Source organism: Pseudacidovorax intermedius (assembly GCF_003350475.1).
GTDB lineage: Bacteria > Pseudomonadota > Gammaproteobacteria > Burkholderiales > Burkholderiaceae_C > Xenophilus > Xenophilus intermedius.
Genome location: NZ_QQAV01000002.1, coordinates 448,842 through 462,837 on the forward strand (window position 1 = coordinate 448,842; position 13,996 = coordinate 462,837).

A 13,996-nucleotide genomic window follows, 5' to 3' on the forward strand; every position below is an offset into this window, starting at 1 on the left:
GTAGGCGGCGGTCTATGGATGGGTCAGTACGATGCCAGCCGCGCAGGCTGGCGCTGGGCGCGGACAGCGTCAGAAGGGCGGCGAGCCCACCGCCGAGGCGGCGTTCTCGATGGGCACCGCGAAGCCGATGCCGATGAAGGTACGTTGCTGCGTCGGGTTGAGGATGGCGGTGACGATGCCGAGCACCTCGCCGTCCATGTTGATCAGCGGGCCGCCGGAGTTGCCGGGGTTGGCCGCCGCATCGAACTGGATCAGGTTGGACAGCTCCTGCCTGCCCTCCGGCGACTGGAAGGAGCGCTTGAGCCCGGACACCACGCCGGCGGAGACCGAGGGTCCGATGCCGAAGGGAAAGCCCACGGCCGCGACCTGATCGCCGGGGCGCAGGTCGGCGGTCGATTTCATGGTGGCCGCCATCAGGTCGTCGGGAATCTTCTGCGCCTGGAGGACGGCCAGGTCGTTCTCGGGCTGCACGCCGGTCACGGTGGCCACGGATTCCAGGCCGTCGAAGAAGGTCACCTTGATCTTCTGCGCGCCCGCGACCACATGCAGGTTGGTCAGGATCACGCCCTTGTCGACGATGACCACGCCGGTGCCGATACCGCGCTCGACCTCGCCGGGCGGGCCCGAAGCCTCGGGCGGCTTGCCGCGCGCCATGTTGCGGCCGCGCTTCTCGGTCCGCGCGGCGGGGGTCTCCTTTTCCTCCCCGTAGCTCACGACGCGGACCACCGAGGGCCGGATCGTGTCCGCTGCGCGCGTCGCCTGCGAAGGCAGCGTCTGCGTCTGCAGCGTCTTGAGCACGGCGGCGTCGATGTCCTTCTGCGTCAGCTGGAACCCGGCGGTCGGGCGCTGCCACAGCCAGGCGCTGGTGGCACCCAGGGCCAGCACGGCGACCGTGAGGGCCGCCACGGCGCGGCGGCCCGGCTGCCATGCCGCCGGGCGGGCGGACGGGCCAGGCGAGGGGGCGTGGCGTTCCCCTCCAGCTGGCGGCAACGGGGAGGACATCGGCTCGTCCTCGGCAACGGGACGAGGGGGCGACGGGCTGTAGCGGGCGGGCCTGCGCATCGATGCACCTCCGGAAAAGTGATGCAGGGGTGGGGTCACCCTAGCACGCTTCGTACCGCTTTGCAGCCCCTGCGGCATGATCTCCCCGCATGGCGGTCTTCATCGATACCCACTGTCACCTGGATGCGCCCGAATTCGGTGCGCAGGCGCCGCAGGTGCATGCGCGCTCGCGGCAGGCGGGCGTGGCGCTGTGCCTGATCCCGGCCGTGTCCGCCTCCAATTTCGACGCCGTGCGGGTACTGGCGCATGCGCAACAGGATGCCTATGCGCTGGGCATCCATCCGTTGTGCACCGCGGGGGCCGGCGATTCGGCGCTCGCGGCCCTGGAAGGTGCGCTGGATCGCCACGCCGACGATCCGCGTCTGGTGGCGGTGGGTGAGATCGGGCTGGACTATTTCGTGCCCGGCCTCGACGGCCTGACGCAGGAGCGGCTGTTCCGGCGTCAGCTTCAGATGGCCTGGCAGCGGCAACTGCCGGTGCTGCTGCATGTGCGCCGCTCTGTCGACAAGGTGCTGCGCCAGCTGCGCGAGGTGGGCGGCGGCCGACCATGGAGCGGCATCGCCCATGCCTTCGTCGGCAGCCGCCAGCAGGCCGAGGAATGCCTGGCGCTTGGGCTGAAGCTCGGGCTGGGCGGCGCGATGACTTTCGAGCGGGCGACCCGGCTGCGCGACCTGGCGGTGCAACTGCCGCTGGAGTCCTTCGTCCTCGAGACCGATGCGCCGGACATCCCGCCCCGTTGGCTCTACCAGACCCGGGAGGCGCGCGAAGCCGGCCTGCCCCAGGGGCGCAACGAGCCGGCGGAAGTCCCCCGCATCGCGCAGGTACTGGCCGAACTGCGCGGCCTGACGGTCGGTGCCGTGGCCGAGGCCACCACCCGGAATGCCGTGGCTGCGGTGCCCCGACTGGCTCCATTGATGCCCCTCGGGGGATGAAGGGCTTGCCGCCCTGTCGGACGCGGCCGATACGGCTTCGTAGGCGGAGGTCGCAACATGGCGTTCCAGCGATTGCAAGGCGTTCTTCGGTGTCATCCTTTGGCCACGGCCTGCCGTTGCAGGCCATACGGGGGCACCACCCCGTGTGTCCCCAACCGGGGCTGCCCCAGGCGGCCCATCTCCAAAGGAGCGATTCCGATGACAACGTACAACCTCCGCGCCCTTCCTGCTGCCCTGATCGTGGCCCTGGCCGCCATCGGCCTGCCGGCGGTCGCGCAGACCAGCGCCACGACCACGACGACCACCACCGCGACGACGCCGGCCATGCCTGCGACGGCACAACCGACGCTGACCGAGCGGGCCAAGGAAACCGGCAAGGAGGCCGTCGACGCCACCGAGCGCGGCGCCAAGAAGGCTTATCACGCCACCAAGAACACCGCCGAGAAGGCGGCCGACGCCACCGAGCATGGCGCGAAGAAGGCCTACCGCAAGACCAAGGAAGTCGGCGGCGAAGCGGTCGATGCCACCGAAAGCGGCGCCAAGAAGGCCTACCGCAAGACGAAGGAAGTGGGCGGCAAGGCCGTCGACGCCACGGAGAGCGGTGCCAAGAAGGCCTACAGCGCGACCAAGCACGGCGTGCAGAAGGCCGGCGATGCAACGGCCAACGTGGCCCACAAGACGGCCGACGGCATGCGCACCGCCGGCGACAAGATCGGCGAGAAGATCCCCGGTACCGAGCAGAACGAAGCGGCCAAGGCAGCCGGCAAGCAGTAATGGGGTGAGTGCCGCCGAGCCCCGCATCCCGCGGAATCGGCGGCCCACCCGGCCCATGGCAGAGAGCCCGCTTCGGCGGGCTCTTTCGCATGGCGGCCCTGGAAGCCGCAGCCGACCGCGCGATGATGGCGCCATGCCGGTGTCGTCTTCTTCGTCCCAACCCGAGTCGCCGCTCCTGGAAGGGCTTGCGCCCGTGGTCGCCGCCCACACCCGGCTGCTGATCCTGGGCAGCTTCCCGAGCCGCATCTCGCTCGAGAGGCGGCAGTATTATGCGAACCCCCGCAACCAGCTCTGGACACTCTTGCAAGCCCTCTGGCCCGAGCAGCCGCTTCCGCCTTCTCACGACTATGCCGGGCGCTGCCGGTGGATCCTCGACCGAGGCCTGGGGCTGTGGGACGTGTACGCACGCTGTTGGCGCACAGGCAGCCTGGATTCCGCCATCCGCGACGCCGAGCCGAACGACCTGCGCCAGCTCGATCTTCCCCGCCTAGAAGGCGTCGCCCACAACGGCGCCGCCAGCCATGCCCAGGCCATGCGGCTGGGCATGAGGGGCGTGGTCGTCCATCGCCTGCCCTCCACCAGCCCGGCCCATGCTGCCTGGAGCCTGGCACGCAAGACCGAGGCCTGGCGCGAGGTCTTCGCACGACACGGGCTTTGCGCATGAAGGCCCGCCGCAGCAAGCCACAGGAATTGCCCGAGGTCAACTTCTCGGACTGGGGCGACATCCGCTACCTGCATCTGGGCACGGAGTGGGTGCAGGGCTCCATGCGCATCGACGCGCCCTTCGAGATCGAGCTGGAGTACGTGCAGCGCATGATGGCCTGGCTGCTCTTCGTCGAGCCGTCCGAGGTGGCCAAGCGCCATGCCATGCAACTGGGGCTGGGCGCGGCCTCGCTGACCAAGTTCTGCCGCAAGCAGCTGCGCATGCGTACCACGGCCATCGAGCTGAATCCGGCCGTGGTGGCCGCCTGCCGCGGCTGGTTCAAGCTGCCGCAGGACGACGCCAAGCTCCAGGTCGTGATCGCCGATGCCGCCGAAGAGGTTCGCCAGCCTCAGTGGCAGGGCAGCGTGCATGCGCTGCAGGTCGACCTGTACGACCACGAGGCGGCCGCGCCGGTGCTCGACAGCGCCGAGTTCTATGCCGACTGTCGCGGCGTGCTGGCCGAGGATGGCTGCATGACGGTCAACCTCTTCGGCCGCTCTTCCAGCTACGACCGCAGCGTCGAGAAGATCGCCGGCGCCTTCGGCGCCGATGCGCTGTGGGCCTTCAAGCCCACGCGCGAGGGCAACACCATCGTGCTGGCCCAGCGGACGCCATCCCGCCCCAAGCGCGAACGGCTGGCCCAGCAGGCCGAGGCGGTCTCGGCGCGCTGGGGCCTGCCGGCGCCCAAGTGGCTGCGCGTGTTCAAACCCCTGCAGCCATGACGCGATCCGCACACGCCGGCATGCCGAACGTCCATCAAGGCCCGGTGGTGTTGCGCACCCTGGTGGAGTGGCTGGCGCAGGACGGCGTCATCAGCCGCGAAGAGGCCGACCGCACCATCGCCCGCTGCGCCCAGGCCGAGAGCCGCCAGCATCCGCTGGTGCGACTGGCCAACGTGGCCATCACCGGTGCCGCGGACGGGCGGCCGCTCGACCTGGAGCGGCTCACCGAGTGGCTGGCCGGCCGCGCGGGCCTGCCCTACCTGCGCATCGATCCGCTCAAGGTGGACGTGGGCAAGGTGGCCGACGTGATGAGCGCGGCCTATGCCGAGCGCCACAAGGTGCTGCCGGTGCAGGTCGGGCCCACCGAGGTCATCGTGGCGACGGCCGAGCCTTTCATCGCCGACTGGGTGGCCGAGGTCGAGCGCCAGTCGCGTCGGCAGGTGAGGCGCGTGGTCGCCAATCCGATCGAGATCCATCGCTACACGGCCGAGTTCTTCGCCCTCGCGCGCTCGGTGCGGGCCGCGCAGAAGGCCGGCGGGCAGGCGGCGGCCACGAGCTTCGAGCAGCTGGTCGAGTTGGGTCGCAGCAACCGCCAGCTCGACGCCAACGACCAGAGCGTGGTGCAGGTGGTGGACTGGCTGTGGCAGTACGCATTCGACCAGCGCGCCTCCGACATCCACCTGGAGCCGCGGCGCGAGCAGGGCGTGATCCGCTTCCGCATCGATGGGGTGCTGCATCCGGCCTACCAGATGCCGCTGACGGTGATGAGCGCCATGATCGCCCGCATCAAGCTGCTGGGCCGTATGGACGTGGTCGAGAAGCGCCGCCCGCTGGATGGCCGCATCAAGACCCGCCGCCTGCGTCCGGCGTTGCCCGGTGCAGAGGCCGCCGGCACCGGCACCGCGGCGCACGAGGAGGTGGAGATGCGCCTGTCGACGCTGCCCACCGCCTTCGGCGAGAAGATGGTGATGCGCATCTTCGACCCCGACACGGTGGTCAAGGACCTGGACGCTCTGGGCTTCTCGACCCATGACGCGGCGCGCTGGAAGTCGCTCGTCGCGCATCCGCACGGCATCATTCTCGTGACCGGGCCGACTGGCTCGGGCAAGACCACCACGCTGTATTCGACGCTGCGCCGCGTGGCCACCGAGGAGGTCAACGTCAGCACCATCGAGGACCCGATCGAGATGATCGAGCCCTCGTTCAACCAGACCCAGGTGCAGCACCAACTGGACTTTGGCTTCACCGAAGGGCTGCGCGCCCTCATGCGCCAGGACCCGGACATCATCATGGTGGGCGAGATCCGCGACCTGGACACCGCCGAGATGGCGGTGCAGGCCGCGCTCACCGGCCACCTGGTGTTCAGCACGCTGCACACCAACGATGCGCCCAGCGCCATCTCGCGCCTGATGGAGCTGGGCGTGCCGGCCTACCTGGTCAACGCCACGCTGCTGGGCGTGATGGCCCAGCGCCTGGTGCGCACGTTGTGCCCGCACTGCAAGCAGCCCGACGACACGGTCACGCGCGAGACGCTCGACGAACTCGCCGCGCCCTGGCGCGTGAGCGGCGGCACCGTGCGGGCCTACAAGCCCGTGGGCTGCATCGAATGCCGCATGACCGGCTATCGCGGCCGCACCGGCCTGTACGAGCTGATGACGGTGAGCGAGAGCTTCCGTGGCCTGCTGGGCCAGGCGCCCGACCTCGGCGCGCTGCGCCGGCAGGCGGTGGCCGACGGCATGCGGCCGCTGCGCCTGGCGGGCCTGCTGCGCGTGGCCGAGGGCCTCACGACCGTGGCCGAAGTGCTCGCGGCCACGCCGCCCCTGCAGGAAAAAAGCTGATCGCGACCGGGGCAACCCCGGGCTAACCCTGAACTCAGGTTAGGTGGAATCCACATCAAAGCTGACTGGTGGCTGACCAAAAATCCGCCCACTCATTTTTGTGTGGAGACCGTTCGTGAAGATCAAAAGTCAGAAGGACTTTTTCGCGGGCCTCATGTTCACGCTGGTCGGGGCCGGGTTCGCCTGGGGCGCCACGACCTACACCGTGGGCAGTGGGGCGCGCATGGGTCCGGGGTATTTCCCCCTCATGCTGGGCATCGTCCTGGCCGTCCTCGGCCTCGTCGTCATCTTCGGTTCGCTGACCGTGGAAACGGTGGACGGCGAGCCCATCGGCAAGATCGCCTGGAAGCCGCTGGTGTTCATCATTGCGGCCAACCTGGTGTTCGGCGTACTGCTGGGTGGCCTGCCCAGCATCGGCCTGCCGGCCATGGGGCTGATCATCGGCATCTACGCGCTGGTGATCATTGCCGCCCTGGCTGGCGCCGAGTTCTCGCTCAAGCTGGCGCTGATCCTCGGCACCATCCTGGCGGTGGGCAGCTATCTCGCATTCATCGTCGGCCTGAAGCTGCAGTTCCAGGTCTGGCCCACGTTCATCACCGGCTGATCGGCGCAACCCCATGGATCTGATTACCAACCTCTCGATCGGCTTCGGCGCGGCCTTCACGCTGCAGAACCTGATCTACGCCTTCGTCGGCTGCCTGCTGGGCACGCTGATCGGTGTGCTGCCCGGCATCGGCCCGGTGGCCACCATCGCCATGCTGCTGCCGGCGACCTACGCACTGCCGCCGGTGGCGGCGCTGATCATGCTGGCCGGCATCTATTACGGCTCGCAGTACGGCGGGTCGACCACCGCCATCCTGGTGAACCTGCCAGGGGAATCGGCCTCGGTGGTGACCGTGATCGACGGGCATGCCATGGCCAAGGCGGGGCGCGGAGGGCCAGCCCTCGCGGCCGCCGGCCTGGGCTCCTTCTTCGCCGGCTGCGTGGGCACGCTCATCCTGGCGGCCTTCGCGCCGCCGCTGACCGAGCTGGCCTTCAAGTTCGGCCCGGCCGAATACTTCAGCCTGATGGTGCTGGGCCTGATCGGCGCCGTGGTGCTGGCCTCCGGCTCGCTGCTCAAGGCCATCTGCATGATCGTGCTGGGTCTGCTGCTGGGCCTGGTGGGCACCGACGTGAATTCGGGCGTGGCCCGCTACAGCTTCGACATTCCGGAGCTGACCGACGGCATCGGTTTCATCGCCATCGCCATGGGCGTGTTCGGCTATGGCGAGATCATCTCCAACCTGGCCAAGCCCGAGGAAGACCGCGAGATCTTCACCGCCAAGCTGCAGGGCCTGTGGCCCACCAAGGAAGACTTCAAGCGCATGACGCCGGCCGTGCTGCGCGGCACCGCGCTGGGCTCGGCCCTGGGCATCCTGCCGGGCGGTGGCGCACTGCTGTCCTCCTTCGCGTCGTACACGCTGGAGAAGAAGCTCAAGCCGCGTCCGGGCGAAGTCCCGTTCGGCAAGGGCAACATCCGCGGCGTGGCCGGTCCCGAGTCGGCCAACAACGCCGGTGCGCAGACCTCCTTCATTCCGCTTCTGACGCTGGGCATTCCGCCCAACCCGGTGATGGCGCTGATGGTCGGTGCCATGACCATCCACAACATCCAGCCCGGCCCGCAGGTGATGACCAGCAACCCCGAGCTGTTCTGGGGCCTGATCGCCTCGATGTGGATCGGCAACCTGATGCTGATCATCCTGAACCTGCCGCTGATCGGCATGTGGATCAAGCTGCTGTCGATCCCCTACAAGTGGCTGTTCCCGGCGATCGTGCTGTTCTGCGCCATCGGCGTGTACTCGACCAACAACAACACCTTCGACGTCTGGATGGTGGCGATCTTCGGCATCGTGGGCTATGCCTTCATCAAGATGGGTTGCGAGCCGGCGCCGCTGCTGCTGGGCTTCATCCTGGGGCCGATGATGGAAGAGAACCTGCGCCGCGCGCTGCTGCTGTCGCGCGGCGAATGGAGCGTGCTGGTCACGCGGCCCATTTCGGCCGGCCTGCTGCTGATGGCGGTGCTGCTCCTGGTGATCGTGCTGCTGCCCTCGGTCAAGTCCAAGCGCGAGGAAGCCTTCGTCGAAGAATGACGTGGGCGGCGGCGTGCGGCCAGCGGCACGCCCCTTGCACCAACGAACGGCACCTTCGGGTGCCGTTTTTCTTTGGGCGGGCCAGTGCAGCGCGATTCATAGATGGGCTGCATGAATTCATCAACCAAATCCATTTCCTCATCAGTGCGGAAAGCGTTCCAATCGGCGCCGCGCGGTCGCCGGGCCGACCGCCACCCACCGTTCCCTCTTCTTCGTGCTTGACGATGCAACGCAGACATTTCCTGCAGGCCGCCTCGGCCTCGCTGCTTCCCGCCGGCGCCGCGCTGGCGCAGAGCTATCCGTCCAAGCCCATCCGGCTGATCGTGCCCTTTCCGGCGGGCGGCGCCACCGACCTGTTCGCCCGCACCCTGTCGCAGAAGATGGGCGAGAAGCTCGGCAATGCCCTGGTGGTGGACAACAAGCCCGGCGCGGGCGGCGCCATCGGCTCCGACCTGGCGGCCAAGGCCCCGGCCGACGGCTACACGCTGCTGCTGGCCACCACCAGCACGCATTCGGTGGGCCCATCCATCAACCCCAAGCTGCCCTACGACACGGTGCGCGACTTCACGCCCATCGCCCATGTCGGCAATGCGCCCAGCATCATGCTGGTGCCCAACAGCTCGCCCGCGCGCAGCGTGAAGGAATGGATCGAGCTGGCGCGCAAGAACCCCGGCAAGTTCAATTACGCCTCCAGCGGCAACGGCACCGTGGTGCAGCTGACGGCGGAGCTGTTCAAGTCGATGGCCGGCGTGTTCGTCACGCACATCCCCTACAAGGGCACGGCCCTGGCCATGCCCGACCTGATGAGCGGCAAGGTGGACCTGCTGTTCGATTCGCTGCCCACCGGTCTGCCCTTCGTGCGCGACGGGCGTCTGCGCGCGCTGGCCGTGACTTCACTCAAGCGCAGCCCACTGGTGCCCGATCTTCCGCCGGTGGCCGATACGCTGCCGGGCTTCGAATCGGTGACCTGGTTCGGTCTCTATGGTCCCAAGGGCCTGCCGGCCGACCTGGTGGCGCGCGTCAACACCGCCGCGGCGCAGGCCATCACCGATCCCGAGGTGCGCGAAAAGCTCGACAAGCTGGGCATCGAGCCCATGACCAGCACGCCGGCCCAGTTCTCGGCCATGGTGGCGCAGGACGCCGCCAAGTGGAAGAAGATCATCGTCGAGCGCAAGATCACCAACGACTGATCGCCTTCGACCCACAACAACCGTCTTTGCAGGAGATCACCATGAAGCGCTTCGACTACGGCAACCCCTATCCCTCCACCCGCATCCCGGTCTTCGCCCGCAACGTGGTGTCGACCTCCCATCCGCTGGCCGCGCAGGCCGGCCTGCGCATGCTGCACCAGGGCGGCAATGCGGTGGACGCGGCCATCGCCACCGCGGCTGTCATGACGCTGGTGGAGCCGGTGAGCAACGGCCTGGGCAGCGATACCTTCTGCATCCTGTGGGACGGCCAGCAACTGCATGGCCTGAACAGTTCCGGCTGCGCGCCTTCGGCCTGGACGCCCGAATATTTCCGCCGCAAGCATGGCGCCGATGGCACCACACCACCCATGCGCGGCATGGATTCGGTGACCGTGCCAGGTGCCGTGGGCGCCTGGGCGGCGCTGTCGGAGCGCTTCGGCAAGCTGCCCTTCGCCGACCTGATGGTGCCGGCCATCGAGGTCGCCGAGCGCGGCTACCTGATCCCGCCCGTGGTGCAGCAGAAGTGGGCCGCGGCCACGCCGATCCTGCACGACCAGCCCGGCTTCGCGCAGACCTTCATGCCCTGGGGCCGCGCGCCCGAGGTGGGCGAGTTGTTCCGCTTTCCGGCCGCGGCACGCGCGCTGCGCGCCATCGGCCAGACCCGTGGCGAGGCCTTCTACCGCGGCGAGATCGCCGAGGCGCTGGCCCGCTTCTCGGCGGCCAACGGCGGCAGCCTGACGACGGCCGATCTGGCCAACTGGAAGCCCGAGTGGGTCAAGCCGGTGAGCAAGGACTACCGCGGCTACACGCTGCACGAGATCCCGCCCAACGGCCAGGGCATCGCGGCGCTGATCGCGCTGGGCATCCTGTCTAACTTCGACATCGCCGACATGGCGATCGACTCGGCCCAGGCCCAGCATCTGCAGATCGAGGCCATGAAGCTGGCCTTCGCCGACGTCTACCGCTACGTGTCGGAGCCATCGTCGATGACGGTGACCCCCGAGCAAATGCTCGATGACGCCTACCTGGCGAGCCGTGCCAAACTGATCGACATGCACCGCGCACAGGACTTCCAGGCCGGCAATCCGGTCAAGGGCGGCACCATCTACCTCACCGCCGCCGACGAGAACGGCATGATGGTCAGCTTCATCCAGAGCAACTACATGGGCTTCGGCTCCGGCTGCGTGGAGCCGGAATTCGGCATCAGCCTGCAGAACCGCGGCCACGGCTTCAGCCTGAAGGACGGCAGCCCCAACCAGGTGGCGCCGGGCAAGCGGCCCTTCCACACCATCATCCCGGGCTTCCTCACGCAAGGCGGCCAGCCGGTGATGAGCTTCGGCGTGATGGGCGGCAATATGCAGCCGCAGGGCCACATGCAGACGCTGGTGCGCATGATCGACCATCACCAGAATCCGCAGGCCGCTTGCGATGCGCCGCGCTGGCGCTTCAACGCCGGGCTGAACATCAACGTGGAGTCGGCCATGCGCCCGGCCGTGGTCGACGGCCTGCGCGGCATGGGCCACGAGATCGATGTCATCAACGACTCGTACCAGGACTTCGGCGCCGGCCAGTTCATCTGGCGCATGGGCGATCCGAAGACCGAGGGCTACGTGATCGCGAGCGATCCGCGACGCGACGGCCTCGCCGCCGGTTGGTGAGATGAGCAGCGGCGCGGCGTCTTCCTCCGTTTCCCCCAAAGCCCGCGCCGGCATGGGCACCGGCCTGCTGCTGGCGGTGTTCGGTGCCATCGCCTTCAGTGGCAAGGCGATCATCGTCAAGCTGGCCTATCGCTACGGCGTGGACGCGGTGACGCTGATCATGCTGCGCATGCTGTTCGCGTTGCCGCTGTTCGCGGTGATGGCGTGGTGGGCGGGGCGGGGCAAACCGCCGCTCTCGCGCCGCGACTGGCTGGGCGTGTTCGGGCTGGGGCTCACGGGCTACTACCTGGCGAGCTTCCTCGACTTCGCCGGGCTGGCCTACATCTCGGCCAGCCTGGAGCGGCTGATCCTCTACCTCAACCCCACGCTGGTGATGGTGTTCGGCTGGGCGGTGTACCGCCGGAAGGTGCGCGGCAAACAGCTGTTGGGCGCGGCCATCAGCTATGCGGGCGTCATGTTGGTCTTCGGCCACGAACTGGGCCTGGGGCAGGGTGGTGCGACGGCCTGGGGGGCCTTCCTCGTCTTCCTGAGCGCCATCAGCTACGCGATCTACCTCGTGTGGAGCGGCGAGTTCGTCAAGCGGCTGGGCTCGCTGCGGCTGGTGGGTCTGGCCACGACGGTGGCCTGCCTGCTGTGCATCGGCCAGTACCTGGTGCTGCGGCCCGTCGGCACGGTGCTGGAGGTGGCGCCTCAGGTCGTGTGGCTTTCGGTGCTCAACGCCACGCTGTGCACGGCCGTGCCGGTGCTGGCGGTGATGATGGCCATCGAGCGCATCGGGCCGGCCGTGGCGGCCCAGACCGGCATGATCGGCCCCATGTCCACGCTGCTGATGGGTGTGGTGCTGCTGGGCGAGCCCTTCACCGTGTGGATCGCGGCCGGCACCGCGCTGGTTCTGGCGGGCATCTTCGTCTTCACCCGCCCCTGAGCGGGCAGGTCGTTGCGTGCGGGGCGCAGGCGCGTGCCGCGACGCCTGTCGGTCCCGCGGGCCGTACAGGCACTCCCCTCCGCCGAGCACGGATCGCCCGGCTCCGCTACCCTTGCGCCCCATGGCCGTCCGGCCGGTCCGGCGCGGCATTCAATTAGGAGTCTTCTTCACATGGATCTGGGAATCGCAGGCAAGACGGCGCTGGTGTGCGGCGCGAGCAAGGGTTTGGGCTTCGGCTGCGCGCAGGCGCTGCGGCGCGAGGGCGTCAACGTGGTGATCGTGGCGCGCGGTGCCGAGGCGCTGCAGGCCGCAGCCGCCAGGCTGGAGGCCGAGCGTCCGGCCAGTGGCGAGGCGCCCTTCGTCAAATGGGTGGCGGCCGACATCACCACCGCCGAGGGCCGTGCCCAGGCCTTCGCCGCCCATGCCGACTACGACATCGTCGTCACCAACGCCGGCGGCCCGCCGCCCGGCGACTTCCGCGACTGGGACCGCGAAGCGTGGATCAAGGCAGTGGACGCCAACATGCTCACGCCCATCGAGCTGATCAAGGCGACCGTGGACGGCATGGCCGCCCGCGGCTTCGGCCGCATCGTCAACATCACCTCCAGCTCGGTGAAGGCGCCCATCGACATCCTGGGCCTGTCCAACGGCGCGCGCAGCGGCCTGACGGGCTTCGTGGCCGGCGTGGCGCGCACCGGCCTCGCGGCCAAGGGTGTGACGATCAACAACCTGCTGCCCGGCAGCTTCGACACCGACCGGCTGCAGGGCACCGCCGCCGCCGCGGCCAAGAAGACCGGCCAGAGCGTGGACGCCATCCACGAGGCACGCAAGAAGACCATTCCCGCGCGCCGCTTCGGCACGCCCGAGGAATTCGGCGCCATCTGCGCCTTCCTCTGCAGCATGCATGCCGCCTATGTCACGGGCCAGAACTGGCTGGCCGATGGCGGCGCCTACCCCGGCACCTACTGACCCGCAGAGGCCGGCGCCTTCTTGCAGCCGAGCACGGCCTCGCACCGGCTTCGATCCCGCACGGCAATCCAGGAGATGAACCCATGAGCCAGAAGAGCAAAGCCATCCGCATCGACCGCCAGGGCGGTCCCGAGGAACTGAAGCTGGTGGAGGTCGAGGTCGGTGACCCCGGCGCCGGCGAGATCCGCGTCCGCCACCACGCCGTCGGCCTGAACTTCATCGACGTCTACCAGCGCAATGGCCTCTATCCCTTTCCTATGCCGCTGCAGCTGGGCATGGAGGCGGCCGGCGTGGTCGAGGCGGTGGGCGAGGGCGTGACGCACCTCGCCGTGGGCGACCGTGTGGCCTACGCCAGCCAGCCGCCCGGCGCTTACTGCGAGCGCCGCGTGATGCCGGCGCGCTGCGTGTGCCGGCTGCCCGACGCCATCTCCTTCGAGACCGGCGCGGCCATGATGCTCAAGGGCCTGACGGCGCAGTACCTGCTCAAGAAGACGCTGCCCGCCGAAGGCCTGCAGCCGGGCGACTTCGTGGTCTTCCACGCGGCGGCCGGCGGCGTCGGCCTGATCGCGTGCCAGTGGGCCAAGGCGCTGGGCCTGCAGCTGATCGGCACCGCCGGCAGTGACGCCAAGTGCGAGCTGGCGCTGGCCCATGGCGCGGCCCACTGCATCAACTACAGCCGCGAGAACTTCGCCGAGCGGGTCAAGCAGATCACCGGCGGCAAGGGCGTGAAGGTGGTCTACGACTCGGTGGGCAAGGACACCTTCGAGGGCTCGTTGAACAGCCTGCGGCCCTTTGGCCTGCTGGCGAGCTTCGGCAATGGTTCGGGCCCGGTGCCGCCGGTCAACATCGGCCAGCTGGGCGCCAAGGGCTCGCTCTACATCACGCGGCCGACGCTGTTCACCCACATCGCCACGCGCGAGAGCACGCAGGCCATGGCCGACGACCTGTTCGCCGTGGTGCAGAGCGGCGCGGTCAAGATCCCGGTGGATCAGCGCTACCGCCTGGAGGACGTGCAGCAGGCGCACCGCGACCTGGAGGCGCGCAAGACCACCGGCTGTACCGTGCTCACGCTGGACTGACCGCCGCTGCCTCGT

Annotated in this window: 13 protein-coding genes; 12 read left to right on the top strand and 1 reads right to left on the bottom strand. The window is 68.8% G+C overall.

Annotation, left to right across the window (positions count from 1 at the left end; all coding sequences use genetic code 11):
- Positions 1-69: 69 nt before the first annotated feature.
- Entirely contained in the window at positions 70-1,062 is a 993-nt protein-coding gene (locus DFR41_RS08720) for a S1C family serine protease (protein ID WP_043113647.1), read from the bottom strand.
- A gap of 89 nt (positions 1,063-1,151) precedes the next feature.
- Here DFR41_RS08720 and DFR41_RS08725 point away from each other — a divergent pair, with 89 nt between their 5' ends.
- From DFR41_RS08725 to DFR41_RS08780, 12 genes are all read left to right on the top strand, one after another.
- The gene (locus DFR41_RS08725; RefSeq protein ID WP_114802435.1) at positions 1,152-1,994 is read left to right on the top strand and encodes a TatD family hydrolase; all 843 of its coding nucleotides are present in this window, start codon (positions 1,152-1,154) and stop codon (positions 1,992-1,994) included.
- A 198-nt stretch (positions 1,995-2,192) separates the two neighbouring features.
- Positions 2,193-2,768, top strand: a complete 576-nt coding sequence (locus DFR41_RS08730; RefSeq protein WP_114802436.1) for a hypothetical protein — start codon at positions 2,193-2,195, stop codon at positions 2,766-2,768.
- A gap of 133 nt (positions 2,769-2,901) precedes the next feature.
- Positions 2,902-3,432, top strand: a complete 531-nt coding sequence (locus DFR41_RS08735; protein ID WP_114802437.1) for a DNA-deoxyinosine glycosylase — start codon at positions 2,902-2,904, stop codon at positions 3,430-3,432.
- Positions 3,429-4,193 carry a class I SAM-dependent methyltransferase gene (locus DFR41_RS08740; protein WP_114802438.1) on the top strand — a complete coding sequence of 255 codons (765 nt, stop codon included), beginning with the start codon at positions 3,429-3,431 and terminating at the stop codon, positions 4,191-4,193. The genes DFR41_RS08735 and DFR41_RS08740 overlap by 4 nt, the downstream gene beginning before the upstream one ends.
- Entirely contained in the window at positions 4,190-6,031 is a 1,842-nt protein-coding gene (gene tfpB / locus DFR41_RS08745; RefSeq protein WP_114802439.1) for a type IV pilus assembly ATPase TfpB, read from the top strand. Before DFR41_RS08740 ends, tfpB begins: the two co-directional genes overlap by 4 nt.
- 115 nt (positions 6,032-6,146) lie before the next feature.
- A complete protein-coding gene (locus DFR41_RS08750; RefSeq protein WP_114802440.1) occupies positions 6,147-6,635 on the top strand; it encodes a tripartite tricarboxylate transporter TctB family protein in 489 nt (162 codons plus the stop codon).
- Positions 6,636-6,648: 13 nt separating this feature from the next.
- Complete coding sequence (locus DFR41_RS08755) at positions 6,649-8,160, top strand: tripartite tricarboxylate transporter permease (RefSeq protein WP_114802441.1); 1,512 nt, start codon at positions 6,649-6,651, stop codon at positions 8,158-8,160.
- A gap of 224 nt (positions 8,161-8,384) precedes the next feature.
- Positions 8,385-9,350 (top strand): Bug family tripartite tricarboxylate transporter substrate binding protein, encoded by a 966-nt coding sequence (locus DFR41_RS08760; protein ID WP_017761841.1) that lies wholly within the window; start codon positions 8,385-8,387, stop codon positions 9,348-9,350.
- 41 nt (positions 9,351-9,391) lie between these two features.
- Complete coding sequence (locus tag DFR41_RS08765; protein ID WP_114802442.1) at positions 9,392-11,008, top strand: gamma-glutamyltransferase family protein; 1,617 nt, start codon at positions 9,392-9,394, stop codon at positions 11,006-11,008.
- Between the two features lies 1 nt (position 11,009).
- A complete protein-coding gene (locus tag DFR41_RS08770) occupies positions 11,010-11,933 on the top strand; it encodes a DMT family transporter (protein ID WP_043113652.1) in 924 nt (307 codons plus the stop codon).
- 171 nt (positions 11,934-12,104) lie between these two features.
- The gene (locus DFR41_RS08775; RefSeq protein WP_114802443.1) at positions 12,105-12,902 is read left to right on the top strand and encodes an SDR family oxidoreductase; all 798 of its coding nucleotides are present in this window, start codon (positions 12,105-12,107) and stop codon (positions 12,900-12,902) included.
- 83 nt (positions 12,903-12,985) lie between these two features.
- A complete protein-coding gene (locus DFR41_RS08780) occupies positions 12,986-13,981 on the top strand; it encodes a quinone oxidoreductase family protein (protein ID WP_114802444.1) in 996 nt (331 codons plus the stop codon).
- The last annotated feature ends 15 nt before the right edge of the window (positions 13,982-13,996 follow it).